Here is a 19,900-nt window from a genome sequence, read left to right as displayed (position 1 = left end):
GGCCTCAATCCTTCAGCACGACGCCGGCATTTTCATCGAACGATATCCAGACCTCCTGGTCATAGCCGATCGGATCCTCGACCGCGCGAACGGCGTTCAGCGAGGATGCCTTGATGACCTTGCCGTCCTTTAGCTTGACGTGGAACACCGTCATGTCACCGAGATAGCCAATATCCCAGATTTCCCCCTGGACGGCATTGAGGGGGGCACAGGCGGGCCGGTCGCGGCCGACGCGAATCTTCTCCGGACGCACGGCAAAACCGGCATTGGCGCCGACTGCGGGTAGTTCGGCGGAGGCGACGCGGACGGTAAAACCACTTTGCGTGGCGATCTCGACAGTGCCGTTACCGGCGGATGAGACCGTGCCGTCGAAAATGTTCACGTCACCGATGAAATCGGCGACAAAACGGGAGTTGGGCGCTTCGTAGATTTCCGGCGGGGTTGCGACCTGCACCACCTTGCCATGTGCCATGACGGCGATGCGGTCGGCCATGGTCATCGCCTCTTCCTGGTCGTGGGTGACGACGACAAAAGTCAGGCCGAGTTCCTGCTGCAGGTCCATCAGTTCGAACTGGGTTTCCTCGCGCAGCTTCTTGTCGAGCGCGCCGAGCGGCTCATCCAGCAGCAGCACCTTGGGGCGCTTGGCCAACGAACGGGCGAGCGCCACGCGCTGGCGCTGACCACCCGAAAGCTGGTGCGGCTTGCGCTTGGCAAACTTGTCGAGCTTCACCAGCTTCAGCATCTGATCGACGCGGGCGGCGATATCGGCCTTCGGCATGCCGTCCTGCTTGAGGCCGAAGGCAATGTTGTTTTCCACCGTCATATGCGGAAACAGCGCGTAGGACTGGAACATCATGTTGACCGGCCGCTTGTAGGGCGGGATGCCCGCGAGGCTCTGTCCATCAAGGATGATTTCACCCGACGTCGGTTGCTCGAAGCCGGCCAGCATGCGCAGCAGCGTGGACTTGCCGCAACCGGATGCGCCGAGCAGTGCGAAGAATTCGCGCGGGTAGATGTTGAGCGAGAGATCATCGACCGCGGTGAAGTCGCCGAATTTCTTGGTGACGTTCTTGACGGCGATGAACGGTACGGATTTCGGATCGGCCCAGGGAGCAAAGGAGCGCCGGATACTGCCAAGTGACTTCATCATCTATCCCCAAATGACATGCACAAACGGCGCCTTCCCCAGCGCCATAAAAGAAAATTGCCCGGATTTTCAGGTCCGGGCAATTCTTTTCGACTTACTGGCCGGTGACCACTTTGGTCCAGAGCCGCGTCACCAGACGCTGCGATTTGGCGTCATAGGGTGTGACCGTGAAGAGCTTGGCAAGCACCTCCGGTGTCGGATAGATCGCGGTGTCGTCAAGCACTTCCTTATCGACGAACTGTTGCGAGGCCTTGTTGCCGTTGGCGTAGAACACCACGTTCGAGGCCTTGGCGACGACTTCCGGCTTCATCATGTAGTTCAAGAATTCATGTGCTTCGGCGACATGCGGCGCATCGGCCGGAATGGCCATGACGTCGAACCACATCTGCGCCCCGGTCGGCGGGATGACATAGTTGACCGTCACACCGGCATTGGCTTCGGCAGCGCGGTCGCGTGCCTGGAAGACGTCACCCGAATAGCCGACAGCCAGGCAGATATCGCCATTGGCCAGCGCATTGATGTATTCCGACGAATGGAACTTGCGAACGTAAGGACGAATGGACGTCAGAAGCTCTTCCGCCTTCTTCAGATCGTCCGGGGTGCGGCTATCGGGATCGAGGCCGAGATAGGACAAGGCGGACGGCAGGACATCTGAAGCAGAATCGAGGATGTGAATACCGCAATCCTTGAACTTGGCAGCAACTTCGGGCTTGAAGATCACGTCCCAGGTCGGCGCATCGTCGGTACCGAGAATCTGCTTCACCTTCTCGACATTGTAGCCGATGCCGGTCGTGCCCCACATATAGTCGACAGCATATTCATTGCCAGGGTCGTATTTCTGGATGCGTTCGGAAATCACGTCCCACATGTTGGAGAGGTTCGGCAGCTTCGACTTGTCGAGCTTCTGGAAGACACCGGCTGCGATCTGGCGCTGCAGGAAGCTTGCCGTCGGCACGACGACGTCATAGCCGGTGCCGCCTGCCAGCAGCTTGGTTTCAAGGATTTCATTGCTATCGAAGACGTCGTAGACGACCTTGATGCCGGTTTCCTTGGTGAAATCTTCCAGAATGCTGGCATCGATATAATCGGACCAGTTGTAGACATTGACCACGCGCTCCTGCGCGGTGGCAATCGTTGCGGACCCTGCGAGGATCAACGCGGCAAAGGCGGTGGCAATCGTACGCGACATAGAATTCCCCTTGGTTTTATCGGGTCAGTATAGGCCTGCTGCCGTCGCCTGCCTGTCTGCCCCTCCGTATGCGCGTTTGGAAGGTAGGCATGTTTTCAAACAACCACAAGCGCTTTTACTGGTCCCACGCGAACCATCCAGAGGCAGCGCAATTTTAGCACTCACTGGCAAAAGCCGAATCTTTTCAGTGCGGCATGACAGGCCTGAGACCGGAATGGCCGGACGGCGCACGCAGATTAACCATAAGCTCAGATCGAGCTCGAACCGCGGCGTTTACGATTGCTTAACCATGCCCGGAATGCGATTTTGCGCCGCAACGGTTGTGCGTTTCGGAGTTGGCCATCATGAGTGTGAAGTCGCAGCGGATCGACCCACGGGAGTTGAAGCGGCTGTCAGTGTTGCAGTCCCACAGTACGCTTCTTGCCATCGGCTTCGACTGGGTGTTGATCGCCGGCGCCATCGCCGTCAGCAAATATATGCAACATCCGCTTGTTTATCTCGCCGCCGTGCTGGTCATTGCCGGACGCATGCACGCGTTCGGCTGCCTGATGCATGAGGCAGCCCATTACCGCATCATCAAGAACCGCAAAGTCAGCGACTGGATGAGCGACCTTTTGCTGGCATGGCCGATCATGGCGACGGTGGACGGCTATCGCATGAACCATCTTGCTCATCATCAGCACACCAATACCGATGATGACCCGGACTGGGCTGCCAAGCTCGGCATGGCACAGTTCACCTTCCCGCAAAAAGTCTGGCGCGGCGTCGTGCAACTGCTCGGCTATCTCGTCGCAGTGAATTCCGTTCGCGATATCCTGCACATGGCCAAGCGCATCGCCAAACACGACCGCTCGACGCGGACCTACAAGCTGCTGCGCATTGGCTTCTACGCCGTTGCTGCCATTGTCTTCTCGGTCTTCGGGCTCTGGACAGACTTCCTGCTGTATTGGCTGGTGCCGTTCTTCACGTTCTTCTGCCTGTTCCTCTACGTCCGCAGCGTTGCCGAACATTTCGGCAGCATGGACTACTCCGATGAACTGGGCAGCTCGCGCACGGTCTATCCCTACGTGTGGGAAAAGCTGTTTTTCGCGCCCCACAACATCAACTACCATCTGGAACACCATCTTTATCCCGGCGTGCCTTATTACAACCTGCCGGAACTGCATGCGATCCTGATGAAGAACCCCACCTATGCCGCCAAGGCGCACATCACCCGTGGCTATACGACAGGCCTGCCGGCAGAATGCTTTGCGCCAGATGCGCCGCTGCTGCCCGCGCATCATCCGGTCAGCTACTGATTACTGGAAATCGAAGGCGCTCAAACCCGTCACCATTTCATCGAGCCCAAGTGGCCGGGTGACCGGCGGTTCGGCACGGGCAAGACAGCCCTGCCGCTCGCAGAGGCGGCAGGCGGTACCACCGGCGACGATCGCAAGTGGCGCGCCGCCATAAACGGTGTCCGGCGCATGGGCGGCATCGCAGCCGATCAGGATCGCGGTGCGGCGAACGCGCTCCTGAAAATTCGCCCGCGGTCCCTCGACAGTCCGGGCGATGGTCAAAAACTCCCCGCCTCCGAAAATCTCCACCTTGTCAGCCAGAACCTGCCCGGCTTGCGCAAATGCCGTGTGGACATTGAGCTTGGGACAGTCGCCACCGAAACGCGCCTGCGGAAAGCCTGATGCACCAGCCTTGCGCAGCCGGTTCCCGGCATGATCGATCTCCATCATAAAGAACGGTACCCCTGCAGCACCGGGCCGCTGCAACGTCACCAACCGGCTTGCGACTTGTTCGAACGACACCTGGAACCGGGCGCTGAGGACATCAATATCGTATTTCGTCCGCTGTGCTACGGTGAGAAATCCCGCATACGGCATCATGATCGCATGTGCCGCATAGCGGGCAAGCTCGAAGCGCCCGATGCGGCGCGCCTCACCCGTCGAGAATGCCAGCTGCTGGAGATCGGCGGCGATCGCTTCCGGAAAGGCGATCTGCGCCGCCTCCATGGCGATTTCCCGCAGCTGATCCTGTGCCGACAGCCGCTCGGACAGGAACAGCCGCATCGAATGACGATCGAAGCGGCGGCGCAAATCCGGCATGACATGCACCGGCAGCACCCGGACGGTCAGACCATGCTCCCTGCGCAGAAAGCCTTTCAAGGCACCGGCAAGATCGTCGCCGGGAGAGAGCTGTGAATGAAAGGCTTCGGCGGCCTCGTCTATCCCGGCAAAATAATGCGGGCGGTTTTCGAAGATGTCGCGCACCTCGTCCATCGGCAACCGCGCATCCGACAGAGCCGCCATATGCCCCTGATCGGACAGGAGCGCACTCAGATCCTTCAGCCGCAGCGATTGCTCCCGATAGGCACGATAGAGCTTGAGAACGCCCATTGCTGCATTGGGGGCAGCTTCCGCAACTTCGATCAGCTCCTGGTCACCCGGCAGCTCGCCGGAGAGCAGCGGATCGGCAAAGACTTCCCGCAATTGCGTGACGCTGCTCGTTGCCTCGCCCTGCAACTCGTCGAGATCAACCTTGTACACCGAAGAGAGCTTCAACAGCAGCTGCACCGTCAACGGCCGTTGATTGCGCTCGATCAGGTTGAGGTAGGACGGCGAGATGCCGAGCGCCTCGGCCATCGCCGTTTGCGTCAGCGACAAACCATTGCGGATGCGCCGGACGCGGGCACCGGCAAAAATCTTGTTCTCAGCCATTTGTCACACCTGTTACAAAATCGCGGACATTCGAAATCTTTACATCATTTACAAAATGACAAACGCCTTTTGTAAAAGGCAAGACATGATAACCCTTTTCAACGCCGCGACAATCCTTTTGTTCTCGCCGTTTTGTGCGGCGCACTGTAAAACTCGTCACATCAAATTCGTGGATCGGACGGTCATTCAACCAAAGTCGAATGACACTCTGAAGTTTGCAGGAGGAAATCTATGACTGATTTTTACAATCTCATTCCCGGCGCACCGCAGGGCCGCTTCGACGGGCTGGACCGCCCTTACACCGCCGAAGACGTCAAGCGACTGCGCGGCTCCGTCCAGATCCGCCATACACTGGCCGAAATGGGGGCCAACCGGCTGTGGCAACTGATCCACGAGGAAGATTTCGTCAATGCGCTCGGTGCAATGACCGGCAACCAGGCCATGCAGCAGGTCCGCGCTGGCTTGAAGGCAATATACCTCTCCGGCTGGCAGGTTGCCGCCGACAGCAATACCGCGTCATCGATGTATCCCGACCAGTCGCTTTATCCAGTCAACGCGGCACCGGAGCTGGCGCGGCGCATCAACAGGACGTTGCAACGCGCCGACCAGATTGAAACGTCCGAGGGCAAGGGTCTTTCGGTCGACACCTGGTTCGCACCGATCGTTGCCGACGCCGAAGCCGGTTTCGGCGGATCGCTCAACGCCTTCGAGATCATGAAGGCCTTCATCGAGGCCGGTGCTGCCGGCGTCCACTATGAAGACCAGCTGGCATCGGAAAAGAAGTGCGGCCATCTTGGCGGCAAGGTTCTGATCCCGACGGCGGCCCATATCCGCAATCTCAATGCCGCGCGGCTTGCTGCCGACGTCATGGGTACGCCGACGCTGGTCATCGCCCGCACGGACGCCGAGGCCGCCAAGCTGCTCACCTCCGATATCGACGAGCGCGACCAGCCCTTCGTCGATTACGATGCCGGCCGCACCACGGAAGGCTTCTATCAGGTCAAGAACGGTATCGAGCCCTGCATTGCCCGCGCCATTGCCTATGCACCCTATTGCGACCTGATCTGGATGGAGACCGGCAAGCCGGATCTCGAACAGGCCCGCAAGTTTGCCGAAGCCGTGCACAAGGTGCATCCGGGCAAGAAGCTTGCCTATAATTGCTCGCCGTCATTCAACTGGAAGAAAAACCTCGATGACGCGACGATCGCCAAGTTCCAGCGCGAGCTCGGCGCCATGGGCTACAAGTTCCAGTTCATCACGCTTGCCGGCTTCCACCAGCTGAACTTCGGCATGTTTGAGCTGGCCCGCGGTTACAAGGACCGGCAGATGGCTGCCTATTCGGAGCTTCAGGAGGCGGAGTTCGCCGCCGAGGTCAACGGCTACACCGCGACCAAGCATCAGCGCGAAGTCGGCACCGGTTATTTCGACGCTGTTTCGATGGCCATCACCGGCGGCAAGTCCTCGACCACAGCCATGCATGAATCGACCGAACACGAGCAATTCCGCCCGGCTGCGGAATAGAGGAACTCCGCTCCCCGCCATTCTGGAGGTGGGGAGGGCAACCAAAACGTCCCTTCAAGAACCCCACATAAGAGGAGAAATGCGATGACAGTCCAGGCCACTATCAAGACACATGTCAAGGAACGGGCGGAGGAGCAATCCTCGGCCATGACACCGGAACAGCAGGCAATGATCCGCATGGTCGCCAACGACCTGCACAGGCTCAACCAGGCTGTCATGAAGGCCGTGGATGCCGGCGTTTCCGTCGAACTCGTCCGTTCCGCCCGTCATCATGGTGGCGAAGGCAACTGGGGCGACCTGCTGATCCCCGTCATCGTGACGCAAGGCCGAGGCTGAGGCATGGCGCTCTGTCCACAAAGATTCCGGCGGGACTTTTCTCGCCGGAATCTTGCATTTTCATACAGTTCTACAGGCTTCGGCTTGGCCTCTTTCCGGCAAACAGATCGGCGTGGCTTTTCAGCAGCCGGAACAATCGGTCCGAGACCGTGCGGATTTCGCGCCGGTGACGATCTTCGCTATTGGTGACGATCCATTGGCCGTGTCGCAGCTGTTTCAGCTCTTCACCCGCCCGCTCCAGGCCGGGATCGAGATCGCCGACGAAACAGGGCAACACAGCCTGCCCCGCCCCGGCCTTTGCAAGATCGAGCAGCGAGCGCGGGCGGCTGACGATGACAGCGATCGAGGCTGCTGCCTGCTCATGCGGAAAGCGTAGATAGGGCGAGATGGCATCCTCTTCGGATACTGCAAGCCAGGCCGATGAAAGCCCTTCCGGCGCATTACGCTGACGGTAGGCAGCATAGGCGACATCGCCGGTATGACGGCTAGCCAGATTTGGCTCTTCCGGCGCCACCGCGCGCACACCGACATCGCTTTCCCGGTGCGCCAGCGTTGCCCGGCGCTCGGAGACGGACATATCGAGGCGAAAACCATCGCGCTCGCTCCAGATGGCCTGGATGTTTTCGCAGACCAGCCAGGTCACCCAGGTTCCGGCCATCAACCGCACCACCGACGCGCCATGCGCCTCCTGCCGCCAGCCATCGACCTTACGGACAACAGCATCCATTGCTTGCAACTGCTCGAAAAGAGCCTGGCCATCGGCGGTCAAGCGGTAGCCGGTCTGGCTGCGGACAAACAACTGCCGCCCAATTCCCTGTTCAAGATCAAGAATGCGACGACCAACCGTCGCCGGGCTCAAACCATTGGCCTGCGCAGCGCCGGTCAGTCCGCCATGACGCGCCACAGCCAGAAATATCTGATAGGCATCCCAATTTATGTCTTTCATAATTGAAAAACATACTCCGTTTTCTTGCGTTTATAAACTGATTTTTGAATCATAGGTTCGAGGCGTAAACGGAGTGCGGCTGAACCGCCTCCCCACCCAGATTGAAGAAAGTTGGCTGCAGGACACCTTGTCCGGCAACGGCTTTCCATTGCCGAAGGAGACCTGCGATGCCAGAAATGATGGGAGTAGTTTTGTTGGCGGATATGCTGGCGAAAGACGGGCGCAAACAGCACGAATTCCAAGAAGTGATCAACCGGAACCGCCTGCCTAACAGGATGTCCAGCGCGTTGCGCCTGCTTTGCCTGCGCTGGGTGCGGTAAGGCGGCAAACAGAAAGCCCGACGATTAAACGCCGGGCTTTTCCTCGTTCAATTGTCCGTTTGATCAGGCCGCGCGGCCGATCTGATGACCCGTACTGACAGGCTCCAGGCGGAACTGTTCGACCAGCATCATCAGCGTATCGGCCTGATTAGCGAGTTCGCGGCTGGCGCTGGTCGCCTGATCGACCATGGTGGCGTTCTGCTGGGTCATCTGGTCCATCTGGTTGACGGAGCCATTGACCTCATGCAGGGCTGCCGCTTGATCGCGGCTGGCTGTGGCGATCATTTCGACATGGCTGCTGACCGAGACGATCTGCTGGCTGATCGAGGCAAGCACGGCGCCGGTTTCCTGAACCAGCTGCGACCCGGAATTCACCTCGCTGGCAGACTTGTTGATCAGCCCCTTGATCTCGCGGGCGGCTCCCGCCGAACGCTGCGCAAGCTCGCGGACTTCCTGCGCAACCACCGCGAAACCCTTGCCCGCATCGCCCGCCCGTGCGGCCTCGATACCGGCATTGAGTGCAAGAAGGTTTGTCTGGAAGGCGATCTCGTCGATGACATCGATGATCTGCTCGATCTGGTGCGAGGCATCTTCGATCCGCCCCATTGCTGCAATCGCATTGCTGACGACAACAGCCGAGCTGTCCGCGCTCTTCTTGGTATGTGTGACGGCAACATTGGCCTCGTGCGCCCGTTCGGCCGATGAGCGGACAGTGACGGTGATCTGGTCGACGGCGGCAGCCGTTTCTTCCAGTGACGCGGCCTGCGCCTCGGTGCGCTTCGACAAGGAATCCGCCGATGCATGCATGTCATTGCCGCTACGCTGGATCGACAGGGCATTGTTGCGGATCTGCAGGAGGGTGTCCTGCAGGCGGATCAGCGATCCGTTGAAGTCCATACGCAACTGCTCGAGGCGCCCGGTGAACGGCGTGTCGATTTGCTGCGAAAGGTCGCCCTGCGCCAGGCGGCCAAGGCCGGCGGCAAGCTGGCTGACGGCGAAATCGATCTGGCTGTCGAGCGTACGCTTTTCCGTATCATTGCGGGTGCGTTCGGCATCGGCCTGCGCACGCTGCTCTTCGCTTTCGGCTTCGATGCGGACCTTGGAAAGGGCGTTTTCCTTGAAGATGCCGAGCGCCCGGGCCATGTCGCCGATTTCGTCACGGCGAGCCCCGCCATCGATCGAGGTATCGAGCGCACCATCAGCCAAACGGCGCATGGCGGCGGTGATCTGGCCGATCGGGCCCTTCAGCGTCAGCACCAGTGCACCGCCAGCGAGAAGCGCGATCAGGATACCCACGACCGTCGCGAAGACGGAAACCTGGTTGGCCTTGTCGCGCTCGACCGAAGCGGTGGTTTTCTGGCCTTCGGCAAACGCCGTCAGCTGTCCCCAGATATTATCGATTTCCGCTGCTGCGGCGGTGAATTCGGCTTGGCGGGCGGCGCTACTGTCAACGAGCGCGGCACTGTCAGCCTGCATTTTCTCCGTCACCGGCTTCACAGCAGCGACGAGATTGTTGAAGAACGGCAAATCGCCAGCCGACTGGGCCAGGCTCTGGATTTCCTGTTTCATGAGACTGAACTCGCGCATCAACCGTTCTTTACCGTCGGCATCCGTCTTTTCCAGAAAGCTCGCGGCTGCGATGCGGATCGAGTAGACGGAGTTGACGATCGAGCGGGTGCCGGAAAGGACAGAATTTGCCTTGACGAGCGCTGCATCCAGCCTGCCGAACGTTGCTGTTGCATCACGCATTTTCAAAGTCGCGGCGCCGTTCAGCTGGATGCTCGTCTGGCGGAAGCGGGCCATCAGCCTGCCGATCGCAACGGCGGCTTCGTCGGACTTGTCGCCACTGTCCAGCAGTGTCTTGATCTCACCGATGGTGGTCTTGAAGGTTTCAGAAACCGCCTTCTGGCTTTGCGGCAGCCCCGAACTGATCTTGCGCAGGACCTTGGTCAACGCACCATGGGAATCGGCCGCGACCTTTATCTTGTCTTCGGCAGTGGCAGCCTTGGCAAAACTCGTGTTGAATGCAGCGAGCGTGTCGCTGGATGAGGTCAGGCGTTCCGCCTCGCGCAGCAGCGACTTTGCCGCCTCCTCGTCCTGACGGACGCCCTGCTCCATGGTGGTTGCTTCGTCGAGGATTTTCATCTGTGCAGCGAGCAGCAGGCGGAGGCTTCCGTTGATGGACTGGCGCAAGGCCACTTCCTGCTCGTAGAGCCTCCACAGGCCATCAACCCGCTCGCCTATCGTCGTACTACCGTTCAAGGCCTGCTGAAGCTGGTCGCGACCGTTCTCGTCATCAACCTGTTCAAGCGTCCCTTCGAGAACCGCACGCTGGGCCGTAATCTTCTCAAGCACGGCCTGGCGAGACTCTTCGGTCGTATTCTTCAGGAAGCTGTTCATACCCGCATAAACGTCCTTGAAGCCGCTCAGCGACTGCAGGACGCTATTGGAAATCTCCATGCGCCCCTGCAGCAGGCCGGACGCATAAAGCCCGGTAATACCGACAGCGCAAATGCTGACGACGAAGGGCAGAATGAACAGCAGCACCTTGGTCTGGATTTTGAAGCGGGCAAGAATCTTGTCGATGAACATGAACGCACCTTGGCTCGCAGCCTGCGTCCGCTCCCCAAGCCGTGAGAGGCTTCCCCGGTGCGCCAACAAGCTGGTGATTTAATTGAAAAATCATACGGCGCATCGCCGCCAGCCTGCCAGGCATTCATTGCATGATCGGCCGCCTCCCGGGGCTAAGATCACGGCAGGCTCCGTTGCGAAACATTCTTCAACGGCAACAATTAATATTTGAATAAATGCGGTCTAAATCGTTTCAGATTGACTCTACCGCATATCCGCAGGGAGCGCGGCACAGGATCGTCACAACATGACAGCATGACGCATAGCGCACTTTGATCGCTATCATTCCGAGGCCGGAAGCCGGATCGAATGCTTAGAAGGACCAGAAAGACGGCAGGGCCACGAGCGCTGCAAGAGCGAACACGGCGATCACTGAAGCGCGGATCAGCAAAGTCTTGCGCGCTGCGCTTTCGTCGGCTTTCGCAATTGCGATTGCGCGGGCTGTGGAACGGCTGCGTGACTGATTCATGGCATCATTTCCTTTCGACCTAAGCAACAATAGACCCGGATGATCCGGACCGCCAGCCCACTTCCTGTTGCAACAGCTCACGAAAGAGCAAAAATGTCACGTTTCTGAAACAATTCCTGAAAACTGCATCCTTGCCGCGCCGCAAAGCCGTGGAGCCAGCGTTTCAAACAGGTTCCGCCAGATATCTTAACAATGGCTGAAGCGGCCTGCGCTTTGTCCGGTCATGCCGCCTGTCCCGCCGAAAAGCCCGATGCCCAGGCCCACTGGAAATTGTAGCCGCCGAGCCAACCGGTGACATCAACACATTCACCGATGAAATAGAGGCCGGGAACGTCGCGTGCCCGCATGGTGCGGGAATCGAGCACCCTTGTATCGACACCGCCCAGCGTCACTTCGGCCGTGCGGTAACCTTCCGAGCCGGCCGGCGTGATGGCCCAGTCCTTGATCGTCAAGCAGAAAGCATCGATGGCCTTGTCGGAGAGATCGGCGAGCGGCCGGTTGCTCAGCCCGGCGGCCTCGGCAAAAAACTGCGCCAGCCTTTTCGGTAGAGGTTCGGCCAGCGCCGTCTGCAGCGCCTGACGGCCATTCTCCTTGCGCGCCGCCTTCAGCACAGCAGCGATATCGACATGCGGCAGAAGGTTGAGGCGGATATCGCCACCCTCGCGCCAGTAGGAGGAGATCTGCAGGATGGCAGGTCCGCTCAAGCCCCGATGGGTGATCAGCAGAGCTTCCTCGAACATCGTCTTGCCGCAGCGCGCCTGTGCATCGACGGCAACACCGGCAAGCGCACTCAAGCTTTCAAGTTGGACGGGATCGAGCGTCAGCGGCACCAGCCCCGGACGCGTTTCGACCAGCGGCAGGCCGAACTGCTCGGCAATCCTATAGGCAAAACCCGTCGCGCCCATTTTAGGGATAGACTTGCCGCCGCTGGCAACGATCAGCGAGGAACAATCGATCGCCCCATCCGCCGTCACGATGCGAAATCCTGAAACGGCTTTGTCGATCGTCCGGATTTCTGCGCCCAACCGCAGCACCGCGCTGGCCTCCTTCATCTCCGTCAGCAGCATGCGGATGATGTCCTTGGCCGTATCGTCGCAAAACAGCTGGCCGAGCGTCTTTTCATGCCAGGCAATATTGTAGCGATCGACCAGGCTGATGAAATCATGTGGCGTGTAGCGCGCCAAAGCCGACTTGCAGAAATGCGGGTTGGCTGACAAGAAATTCTTCGGGCTCGCATGGATATTGGTGAAGTTGCAGCGCCCGCCGCCGGAGATGCGGATCTTCTCGCCCGGCGCCTTGGCATGGTCGAGCACGATGACGCGGCGGCCGCGCTTGCCCGCCTCGATCGCCGCCATCATGCCGGCTGCCCCTGCCCCGATTATCACCACGTCAAACTGTTCAGCCAAGACATCCATTCCTGTTTCAGTTTCCTTTCGAAGGCAAGGACGCCAAAGTCAATCGCTGTTGCTGTGATGCGTGAGAATACAGCCTGTGCGGCAGAAAAAGTCCCAGCTTTCACCCTAGCCAATTGCCAAACTGTGGTTATGATGCCTCATCCGAACCCAAAACCGGTGATTTATGCCCGTCAGAAGAAATGCTGCCCAACCAACTGCAAGGACTGTCAAGAGCTCGAAAATACCCGCCGCACTACAAGCTCCACGTGGGGTAAAAACCTGGAAAGAAGCCGCCGACTGGCTGAAGATCCGCGGTATCGAAGATATCGAATGCATCACGCCCGATATCGCCGGCGTTCCGCGCGGCAAGATGATGCCGTCTTCGAAATTTACGTCCAACACATCCCTTGCCCTTCCGTCGGCGATCTACCGCCATACGATTTCCGGCGAATATCCCGAAGAGACGGGCAATTTCCGCTATGACAGCCGGGACAGCGACATCAAGCTGGTGCCCGACCTTTCGACCCTCTCGGTCGTCCCCTGGGAAAGTGACCCGACGGCGCAGGTGATCTGCGACATTGCAGGTTCACAGGGCGAAAAAGTTCCCTACACGCCGCGCAACGTTCTGAAGCATGTGCTCGACCTCTATCATCAAAGAGGCTGGAAGCCGGTGGTCGCACCGGAAATCGAATTCTATCTGGTCGCCAAGAACGAGGACCCGGATTATCCGCTGCATCCGCCGAAAGGCCGCTCCGGACGCGCCATCCAAGGCGGACAGGGTTACTCGATTGCCGGCGTCAACGAATTCGACGAACTGATCGACGACATCTACCATTTCTCGGAAAAGCAGGGTCTCGAGATCGACACGCTGATCCATGAGGAAGGTCCGGCACAGCTGGAAATCAACCTTCGCCACGGCGATCCGATCGAGCTTGCCGACCAGGTCTTCCTGTTCAAGCGGACCATCCGCGAGGCGGCGCTGAAGCACGGCATCTACGCCACCTTCATGGCCAAGCCGATGCAGGCGCAGGCCGGGTCAGCGATGCACATCCACCAGTCCGTCATCGAAGTGAACACAGGCCGCAACCTGTTTTCGAATGCTGACGGCTCGCCGTCCAAAGAGTTTTTCTCCTTCATCGGCGGCATGCAGAAATTTGTCCCGAAGGCGCTGTCGATGATGGCCCCTTATGTGAACTCGTACCGGCGGCTGACGCCAGACATGTCGGCACCGGTCAACAATGCCTGGGGTTACGACAACCGGACGACGGCGTTTCGCATTCCCGTCTCAGAACCTGTCGCCCGGCGTGTCGAAAACCGCCTGCCGAGTTCGGATGCCAATCCCTATCTGGCGCTCGCCGCGTCCCTCGGCTGCGGCTATCTCGGCATTGTTCAGGGACTAGAGCCATCGGCACCGGCAGATGCGTCGGCAGATAAAGGGACGATTGACCTGCCCCGGGGCCTGCTCGAAGCGGTATCGCTGCTCGAGGCAGAGCCGGCTTTCGCCGAGATCTTCAGCCCGGAATTCATCGCCATCTATGGCGGGGTGAAGCGGGGTGAGTTTGAAACCTTCATGCAGGTGATCAGCCCCTGGGAGCGCGAATTCCTGCTTCTCAATGTCTGATATGAAAGGCACAGCCATGCCCTGGCAAAGCCCGATCTCACCGGGGATTTCCTGGTATGAGTCCAACGTCGCCGAGCGGCCGGAATACCCGGCTCTCTCAGGCTCGGTGGAAACTGATGTCGCCATCGTCGGCGGCGGCTTCACCGGGCTGCAGGCGGCCTACAATCTGGCGAAAAAGGGTGTTCGCGTCACGTTGATCGATGCCTATCGTTTTGGCGATGGCGCCTCCGGCCGCAATGGCGGCCAGCTCGGTACCGGCCAGCGCTGGTCTCCCGAAGAGATGGAAGGCACGCTCGGCTTTGAGCGGTCCAAGGCGCTGTTTGATCTTGCCGAGGACGCGAAGAAACATCTTCTCGACTTTGCATCCGCGCATGACATCGACATTGAATATGTCGAGGGGCAGATGAACGTCTGTCATAAATCACGTTCAGAAAAGGAGTATCGCGACAGCGTCGAGATCGCCGCAACGCGTTATGGCTATCCGCATCAGAGCTTCATGGGCCGCGACGAAACCGTGACGCGGCTGGGCTCGAAGCGTTACCTGTTCGGCATCCGCGATACCGGCACCGGCCATATCCAGCCGATGAAACTGCTGGTCGGGCTGGCAAAGCAAGCGGTACTGGCCGGTGCCTCGCTGCATGAGCAGACCAAGGCGTTGAAGATCAATCAGGCCGGCGGCCGCGTCAGCATCGAGACGGACAAGGGCACGATCAGTGCCGACCGCGCTTTGATTGCCTGCAACGGCTATATCGGCAATCTCGAGCCGGTGACGGCGCGCCATGTCATGCCGATCCGCTCGTTCATCGGCGCCACCAAGGTGCTCAGCGACTTTCCGGATGTGCTGCCAGGGGGCGAGGCCGTTGCCGATTCGCGCTTCGTCGTGCGCTATTTCCGCAAATCCAAAGACGGACGCCTGCTGTTCGGTGGCCGCGAGGCCTATACGGCCGACAATCCCCGTGAGATTTCCGAGCATATCCGCCGGCAGATCAGCGAAATCTACCCGTCGCTCGCCAATGTGGAAATGACCCATGCCTGGGGCGGTTCGGTCGGCATCACGTTGCCGCGCCAGCCTTTCGTGCGCGAAGTCATGCCCGGCGTTACCTCGATTGGCGGCTATTCCGGCCATGGCGTCATGCTGTCAAACTATTGCGGCAAGCTCTATTCCGACATGGTCACTGGCAACCGCTCGGACCTCGACCTGTTCCGGGAGCTGAACATTCCAGCATTTCCCGGCGGCACGCGGTTCCGTTCCGTGCTTTTGTTCGTTGCACTCAGCTGGTATGCCTTGCGCGACAAATTTTAAAAGCCGCATCTGAAAAGCGGGTGAAACGCAATTTGTTGCGTCGCACCCTAGCGCTTTTAAATCGATTAGATTATACACTCCTCAGACCAGAACGAGATCGAGATTTCTCATGAGCAGCCAGATCATTCCTGTGGAACCCTTTGACTATGTGGTTTTTGGAGGCACCGGCGACCTTGCCGAGCGCAAATTGCTTCCAGCCCTTTATCATCGTCAGCTGGATGGCCAACTGAGCGATCCGACACGCATCATCGGCGCTTCGCGCAGCGTGCTCAGCCATGAAGAATACCGCAAATTTGCCGCTGATGCCCTCAAGGAGCACCTGAAGACAGGCGAGTATGACGAGGCGCAGGTCAAGATCTTCACCGACCGCCTGTTCTACGTGCCGGTCGATGCCAAATCCGATGGTGGCTGGGATCAGCTGAAGGCGCTTCTCGATGAAGGCAAGGACCGCGTCCGCGCATTCTATCTTGCGGTAGCACCCGCAATCTTCGGCGACATCTCGGAAAAGATCCGCGACCACAAGCTGATCACCAAGACGACGCGCATCGTCGTCGAAAAGCCGATCGGCCGCGACCTTGCCTCGGCGCTGGAACTCAACGACACGATCGGCAAGGTCTTCAAGGAAGAGCAGATCTTCCGTATCGACCATTATCTCGGCAAGGAAACTGTGCAGAACCTGATGGCGCTGCGCTTTGCCAACGCATTGTACGAGCCGCTGTGGAACTCGTCCTACATCGATCACATCCAGATCACGGTTGCCGAGTCGGTCGGGCTTGAAAGCCGTGCCGGCTACTATGACAAGGCTGGCGCCCTTCGCGACATGGTGCAGAACCATATCCTTCAGCTCCTCTGCCTGGTCGCCATGGAAGTTCCGCCGTCGATGAACGCCGAAGCCGTACGCGACGAAAAGCTGAAGGTCCTGCGCGCGCTGAAGCCGATCAATCCGGGCAATGTCGAGAAGATGACGGTGCGTGGCCAGTACAAGGCTGGCGCTTCGGCAGGTGGCGCGGTCAAGGGCTACCTCGAGGAGCTCGAAGGCGGCGTCTCCAACACCGAGACCTTCGTTGCCATCAAGGCCGAAATCAACAATTGGCGTTGGGCCGGCGTTCCCTTCTACATCCGGACCGGCAAGCGCATGGCCGGCCGTATGTCGGAAATCGTCATCACCTTCAAGCCGATCCCGCATTCGATCTTCGACGAGGCCGCAGGCCGCATCGAGGCCAACCAGTTGATTATCCGCTTGCAGCCCGATGAAGGCGTCAAGCAGTCGCTGATGATCAAGGACCCGGGCCCGGGCGGCATGCGCCTGCGCAACGTCTCGCTCGACATGACGTTTGCCGAAGCCTTCAATGCCCGCAGCGCCGACGCCTATGAGCGCCTGCTGCTCGACGTGGTGCGCAACAACCAGACCCTGTTCATGCGCCGCGACGAAGTCGAAGCCGCATGGCGCTGGGTCGATCCGATCCTGAAGTCCTGGGAAGCCGTCAACCAGCAGGTCCAGGCCTACACAGCCGGCACCTGGGGACCGAGCCAGGCCATCGCGCTGATCGAGCGGGACGGCCGCACCTGGCATGAAGTGATCTGAGGACGAAAGCCATGACGGCTGCGATGCATGTATTCGACAATGGTGCTGATCTGGCTGAGGGCCTTGCGGAAGCAGTGGCTGCAGCCCTGTCATCCGCTGTTGCAACGCGCGGAGAAGCGTGCATCGCCGTCTCCGGCGGCTCGACGCCAAAGGCGTTTTTCAAGGCGCTGTCCGGCAAGGCCATCGACTGGGCCAAGGTCACCGTGACCCTGATCGATGAGCGCTTCGTCGCACCCGACAGCGACCGCTCGAACGAGAAGCTCGTCAAGGACAACCTGCTCACCAATGCTGCAGCCGCAGCGCGCTTCCAGCCGCTTTATTATCCGGCGGCGACGGCTGAAGAAGCAGCGGCCGCCGCGGTGAAACAGACTGCCACGCTCGGCTGTCCCTTCGATGTCGCCATTCTCGGCATGGGCGGCGATGGACACACGGCCTCGTTCTTTCCGGGTGGTTCGCGCCTTGCGGAAGCACTTGATCCGGCAACGCCCCGCGGCGTGATGACGATGGAAGCCGAAGGAGCCGGCGAGCCGCGTCTGACATTTACATTCTCCAGCCTTCAGGATGCCCGACTTCTGGTGCTCCATATTGAGGGAGCGGCCAAGAAGGACGTTCTTGCCAAGGCTGAAGCGCCCGGTGACGAGGCGGAGATGCCGATCCGGGCGATATTGCGCCGGGCCGCCTCCCCGCTTCAGATTTACTGGGCACCCTAAAGCGGGGCGCGATCTCTGAGGATCGCTTCCTGCGCTTTGGGCCTTTGATTTTACGCATGTCGTTATCGCAAAACCGCTGACCACTTTTGCGCGACACGCTTTAAGCCCGCAATCCGGGGACCCAAGACCCGGATAACCGCAACCATGCCGACCACAGGAGTGCCGACCACTCCGGAACAGGATTGCCATGTCCGCCGACAGCCGTATTGCTGCGATTACCGCCCGCATCGTTGAACGCTCGAAGCCCTACCGCGAGCCCTATCTTGCTCGCGTGCGTTCGGCTGCATCCAAGCGTGTCACCCGTTCGGTTCTCGGCTGTGGTAACCTGGCTCATGGCTTCGCCGTCTGTTCCCCCTCCGAGAAAGTGGCGCTCTCGGGCGACGAAGTACCCAATCTCGGGATCATCACCTCCTATAACGACATGCTGTCTGCCCATCAGCCGTTCGAAACCTATCCGGCCCTGATCCGCCAGGCGGCCCATGAAGCCGGTGGTGTGGCGCAGGTGGCTGGCGGAGTTCCGGCCATGTGCGATGGCGTCACCCAAGGACAGCCGGGCATGGAGCTTTCGCTGTTTTCCCGCGACCTGATCGCCATGGCGGCAGGCGTCGGCCTGTCGCACAACATGTTCGATTCGACCGTCTATCTCGGCGTCTGCGACAAGATCGTGCCCGGCCTGATGATTGCCGCCATGACCTTCGGCCATCTGCCCGCCGTGTTCATTCCGGCCGGTCCGATGACAACAGGCTTGCCGAACGACGAAAAATCGCGTGTTCGCCAACTGTTTGCCGAAGGCAAGGTCGGCCGCGAGGAACTTCTGGAAGCAGAATCCAAATCCTACCACGGCCCCGGCACCTGCACGTTCTACGGCACGGCCAATTCCAACCAGATGCTGATGGAGATCATGGGCTTCCACCTGCCCGGCGCTTCCTTCATCAATCCAGGCACGCCGCTGCGCGACGCGCTGACGAAGGAAGCCACCAAGCGGGCGCTAGCCATTACCGCGCTCGGCAACGAATACACCCCTGCCGGCGAAATGATCGACGAGCGGTCGATCGTCAACGGCGTTATCGGCCTACATGCGACTGGCGGCTCGACCAACCACACGATGCACCTCGTCGCCATGGCCCGTTCGGCCGGTATCGCGCTGACATGGCAGGATATTTCCGAGCTTTCCGACATCATCCCGCTGCTCGCCCGCGTCTATCCGAATGGCCTGGCAGACGTGAACCACTTCCACGCCGCGGGCGGCATGGGTTACCTGATCAGCCAACTCTTGAAGCATGGCCTGTTGCATGACGACGTGCGCACCGTCTTCGGCCAGGGGCTGGATGCCTATGCGATCGACGTCAAGCTTGGCGCTAACGGTACCGTCGCCCGCGAACCGGCACCGGAGGTCAGCCACGATCCAAAGGTGCTTTCGACCGTCGAACATCCCTTCCAGCATTCCGGCGGCTTGAAGATGCTGACCGGCAATCTGGGCAAGGCTGTCATCAAGATTTCGGCGGTCAAGCCGGAGCGTCACGTCATCGAAGCACCAGCAAAAATCTTCCACGATCAGTCGGAACTGCAGGCGGCCTTCAAGGACGGCAAGCTGGAGGGTGACTTCGTTGCTGTCGTCCGCTTCCAGGGGCCGAAAGCCAATGGCATGCCGGAATTGCACAAGCTCACCACTGTGCTCGGCATCCTGCAGGACCGCGGCCAGACGGTGGCGCTGGTCACCGACGGCCGCATGTCCGGCGCCTCCGGCAAGGTGCCGTCGGCCATCCACATGACGCCCGAGGCCAAGGATGGCGGACCGATTTCGAAAATCCGCGAAGGCGACATCATCCGGCTGGATGCCATTCACGGCACGATCCAGGTGCTGGTCGATGCTGCCGAGTTGGCCAGCCGGGCGCCGGCCGAAGCCGATCTGTCAGAGAATGACTTTGGCATGGGCCGTGAAATGTTTGCGCCTTTCCGCTCGGCCGTCGGCGCCGCAGAACACGGCGCGAGCGTCTTCTTTCACTGAAAGCTACGCCCT

General features: G+C 59.7%; 16 protein-coding genes. 9 read left to right on the top strand and 7 right to left on the bottom strand.

Annotation, left to right across the window (positions count from 1 at the left end; all coding sequences use genetic code 11):
- Nucleotides 1-4: 4 nt before the first annotated feature.
- Nucleotides 5-1,147 carry an ABC transporter ATP-binding protein gene (locus ASC96_RS18910; protein ID WP_060504877.1) on the bottom strand — a complete coding sequence of 381 codons (1,143 nt, stop codon included), beginning with the start codon at nucleotides 1,145-1,147 and terminating at the stop codon, nucleotides 5-7.
- Between the two features lie 94 nt (nucleotides 1,148-1,241).
- Nucleotides 1,242-2,336 (bottom strand): polyamine ABC transporter substrate-binding protein, encoded by a 1,095-nt coding sequence (locus tag ASC96_RS18905; RefSeq protein ID WP_060504681.1) that lies wholly within the window; start codon nucleotides 2,334-2,336, stop codon nucleotides 1,242-1,244.
- 344 nt (nucleotides 2,337-2,680) lie between these two features.
- On the opposite strand from ASC96_RS18905, the gene ASC96_RS18900 reads away from it, so the two are divergent.
- A complete protein-coding gene (locus tag ASC96_RS18900; RefSeq protein ID WP_060504680.1) occupies nucleotides 2,681-3,634 on the top strand; it encodes a fatty acid desaturase family protein in 954 nt (317 codons plus the stop codon).
- Here the strand turns inward: ASC96_RS18900 and ASC96_RS18895 are convergent, their stop codons facing one another.
- Nucleotides 3,635-5,044, bottom strand: coding sequence for a helix-turn-helix transcriptional regulator (locus ASC96_RS18895; protein ID WP_060504679.1), 1,410 nt, complete (start codon nucleotides 5,042-5,044; stop codon nucleotides 3,635-3,637).
- A 231-nt stretch (nucleotides 5,045-5,275) separates the two neighbouring features.
- Between ASC96_RS18895 and aceA the strand changes: the two genes are divergently transcribed.
- A complete protein-coding gene (gene aceA, locus ASC96_RS18890) occupies nucleotides 5,276-6,565 on the top strand; it encodes an isocitrate lyase (RefSeq protein ID WP_060504678.1) in 1,290 nt (429 codons plus the stop codon).
- Nucleotides 6,566-6,649: 84 nt separating this feature from the next.
- Nucleotides 6,650-6,901, top strand: a complete 252-nt coding sequence (locus tag ASC96_RS18885; protein WP_060504677.1) for a hypothetical protein — start codon at nucleotides 6,650-6,652, stop codon at nucleotides 6,899-6,901.
- A gap of 70 nt (nucleotides 6,902-6,971) precedes the next feature.
- Here the strand turns inward: ASC96_RS18885 and ASC96_RS18880 are convergent, their stop codons facing one another.
- Nucleotides 6,972-7,847 (bottom strand): LysR family transcriptional regulator, encoded by an 876-nt coding sequence (locus tag ASC96_RS18880; protein ID WP_060504676.1) that lies wholly within the window; start codon nucleotides 7,845-7,847, stop codon nucleotides 6,972-6,974.
- Between the two features lie 167 nt (nucleotides 7,848-8,014).
- On the opposite strand from ASC96_RS18880, the gene ASC96_RS32825 reads away from it, so the two are divergent.
- The gene (locus tag ASC96_RS32825; protein WP_156393800.1) at nucleotides 8,015-8,167 is read left to right on the top strand and encodes a hypothetical protein; all 153 of its coding nucleotides are present in this window, start codon (nucleotides 8,015-8,017) and stop codon (nucleotides 8,165-8,167) included.
- Nucleotides 8,168-8,230: 63 nt separating this feature from the next.
- On the opposite strand, the gene ASC96_RS18875 is transcribed toward ASC96_RS32825, so the two are convergent.
- The 3 genes from ASC96_RS18875 to ASC96_RS18870 all read right to left on the bottom strand — a co-directional run bounded on the left by ASC96_RS18875 (nucleotide 8,231) and on the right by ASC96_RS18870 (nucleotide 12,673).
- Entirely contained in the window at nucleotides 8,231-10,759 is a 2,529-nt protein-coding gene (locus ASC96_RS18875) for a HAMP domain-containing methyl-accepting chemotaxis protein (RefSeq protein WP_060504675.1), read from the bottom strand.
- A gap of 352 nt (nucleotides 10,760-11,111) precedes the next feature.
- Nucleotides 11,112-11,267 (bottom strand): hypothetical protein, encoded by a 156-nt coding sequence (locus tag ASC96_RS33430; RefSeq protein ID WP_164491956.1) that lies wholly within the window; start codon nucleotides 11,265-11,267, stop codon nucleotides 11,112-11,114.
- Nucleotides 11,268-11,488: 221 nt separating this feature from the next.
- Nucleotides 11,489-12,673: an NAD(P)/FAD-dependent oxidoreductase gene (locus tag ASC96_RS18870; RefSeq protein WP_082512176.1), complete on the bottom strand. Its 1,185-nt coding sequence runs from the start codon at nucleotides 12,671-12,673 to the stop codon at nucleotides 11,489-11,491.
- 172 nt (nucleotides 12,674-12,845) lie between these two features.
- On the opposite strand from ASC96_RS18870, the gene ASC96_RS18865 reads away from it, so the two are divergent.
- The 5 genes from ASC96_RS18865 to edd all read left to right on the top strand — a co-directional run bounded on the left by ASC96_RS18865 (nucleotide 12,846) and on the right by edd (nucleotide 19,888).
- Nucleotides 12,846-14,282 (top strand): glutamine synthetase family protein, encoded by a 1,437-nt coding sequence (locus tag ASC96_RS18865; RefSeq protein ID WP_060504673.1) that lies wholly within the window; start codon nucleotides 12,846-12,848, stop codon nucleotides 14,280-14,282.
- 16 nt (nucleotides 14,283-14,298) lie between these two features.
- Nucleotides 14,299-15,585: an FAD-binding oxidoreductase gene (locus ASC96_RS18860; protein WP_060504876.1), complete on the top strand. Its 1,287-nt coding sequence runs from the start codon at nucleotides 14,299-14,301 to the stop codon at nucleotides 15,583-15,585.
- Between the two features lie 109 nt (nucleotides 15,586-15,694).
- Nucleotides 15,695-17,170 carry a glucose-6-phosphate dehydrogenase gene (gene zwf / locus ASC96_RS18855; protein WP_060504672.1) on the top strand — a complete coding sequence of 492 codons (1,476 nt, stop codon included), beginning with the start codon at nucleotides 15,695-15,697 and terminating at the stop codon, nucleotides 17,168-17,170.
- 11 nt (nucleotides 17,171-17,181) lie between these two features.
- Nucleotides 17,182-17,880 (top strand): 6-phosphogluconolactonase, encoded by a 699-nt coding sequence (pgl, locus tag ASC96_RS18850; protein WP_060504671.1) that lies wholly within the window; start codon nucleotides 17,182-17,184, stop codon nucleotides 17,878-17,880.
- Between the two features lie 187 nt (nucleotides 17,881-18,067).
- Complete coding sequence (gene edd, locus ASC96_RS18845; RefSeq protein ID WP_060504670.1) at nucleotides 18,068-19,888, top strand: phosphogluconate dehydratase; 1,821 nt, start codon at nucleotides 18,068-18,070, stop codon at nucleotides 19,886-19,888.
- Nucleotides 19,889-19,900: the final 12 nt, after the last annotated feature.

This window comes from Rhizobium sp. Root1204 (assembly GCF_001424965.1).
In the GTDB taxonomy this organism is placed as follows: Bacteria; Pseudomonadota; Alphaproteobacteria; order Rhizobiales; family Rhizobiaceae; genus Pararhizobium.
The sequence above is the reverse complement of the archived record's forward strand: the minus strand, read 5'-3'. Positions and strand labels throughout refer to the sequence as shown.

What these genes read in the sequence shown, in the direction of transcription:
- edd (WP_060504670.1), top strand. Translation starts at nt 18,068, where the DNA reads ATGTCCGCCGACAGCCGTATTGCTGCGATTACCGCCCGCATCGTTGAA.
- ASC96_RS18860 (WP_060504876.1), top strand. Translation starts at nt 14,299, where the DNA reads ATGCCCTGGCAAAGCCCGATCTCACCGGGGATTTCCTGGTATGAGTCC.
- ASC96_RS18885 (WP_060504677.1), top strand. Translation starts at nt 6,650, where the DNA reads ATGACAGTCCAGGCCACTATCAAGACACATGTCAAGGAACGGGCGGAG.
- ASC96_RS33430 (WP_164491956.1), bottom strand. Translation starts at nt 11,267, where the DNA reads ATGAATCAGTCACGCAGCCGTTCCACAGCCCGCGCAATCGCAATTGCG.
- ASC96_RS18905 (WP_060504681.1), bottom strand. Translation starts at nt 2,336, where the DNA reads ATGTCGCGTACGATTGCCACCGCCTTTGCCGCGTTGATCCTCGCAGGG.
- ASC96_RS18910 (WP_060504877.1), bottom strand. Translation starts at nt 1,147, where the DNA reads ATGAAGTCACTTGGCAGTATCCGGCGCTCCTTTGCTCCCTGGGCCGAT.
- ASC96_RS18900 (WP_060504680.1), top strand. Translation starts at nt 2,681, where the DNA reads ATGAGTGTGAAGTCGCAGCGGATCGACCCACGGGAGTTGAAGCGGCTG.
- ASC96_RS18880 (WP_060504676.1), bottom strand. Translation starts at nt 7,847, where the DNA reads ATGAAAGACATAAATTGGGATGCCTATCAGATATTTCTGGCTGTGGCG.
- ASC96_RS32825 (WP_156393800.1), top strand. Translation starts at nt 8,015, where the DNA reads ATGCCAGAAATGATGGGAGTAGTTTTGTTGGCGGATATGCTGGCGAAA.
- zwf (WP_060504672.1), top strand. Translation starts at nt 15,695, where the DNA reads ATGAGCAGCCAGATCATTCCTGTGGAACCCTTTGACTATGTGGTTTTT.
- ASC96_RS18865 (WP_060504673.1), top strand. Translation starts at nt 12,846, where the DNA reads ATGCCCGTCAGAAGAAATGCTGCCCAACCAACTGCAAGGACTGTCAAG.
- ASC96_RS18895 (WP_060504679.1), bottom strand. Translation starts at nt 5,044, where the DNA reads ATGGCTGAGAACAAGATTTTTGCCGGTGCCCGCGTCCGGCGCATCCGC.
- aceA (WP_060504678.1), top strand. Translation starts at nt 5,276, where the DNA reads ATGACTGATTTTTACAATCTCATTCCCGGCGCACCGCAGGGCCGCTTC.
- ASC96_RS18875 (WP_060504675.1), bottom strand. Translation starts at nt 10,759, where the DNA reads ATGTTCATCGACAAGATTCTTGCCCGCTTCAAAATCCAGACCAAGGTG.
- pgl (WP_060504671.1), top strand. Translation starts at nt 17,182, where the DNA reads ATGACGGCTGCGATGCATGTATTCGACAATGGTGCTGATCTGGCTGAG.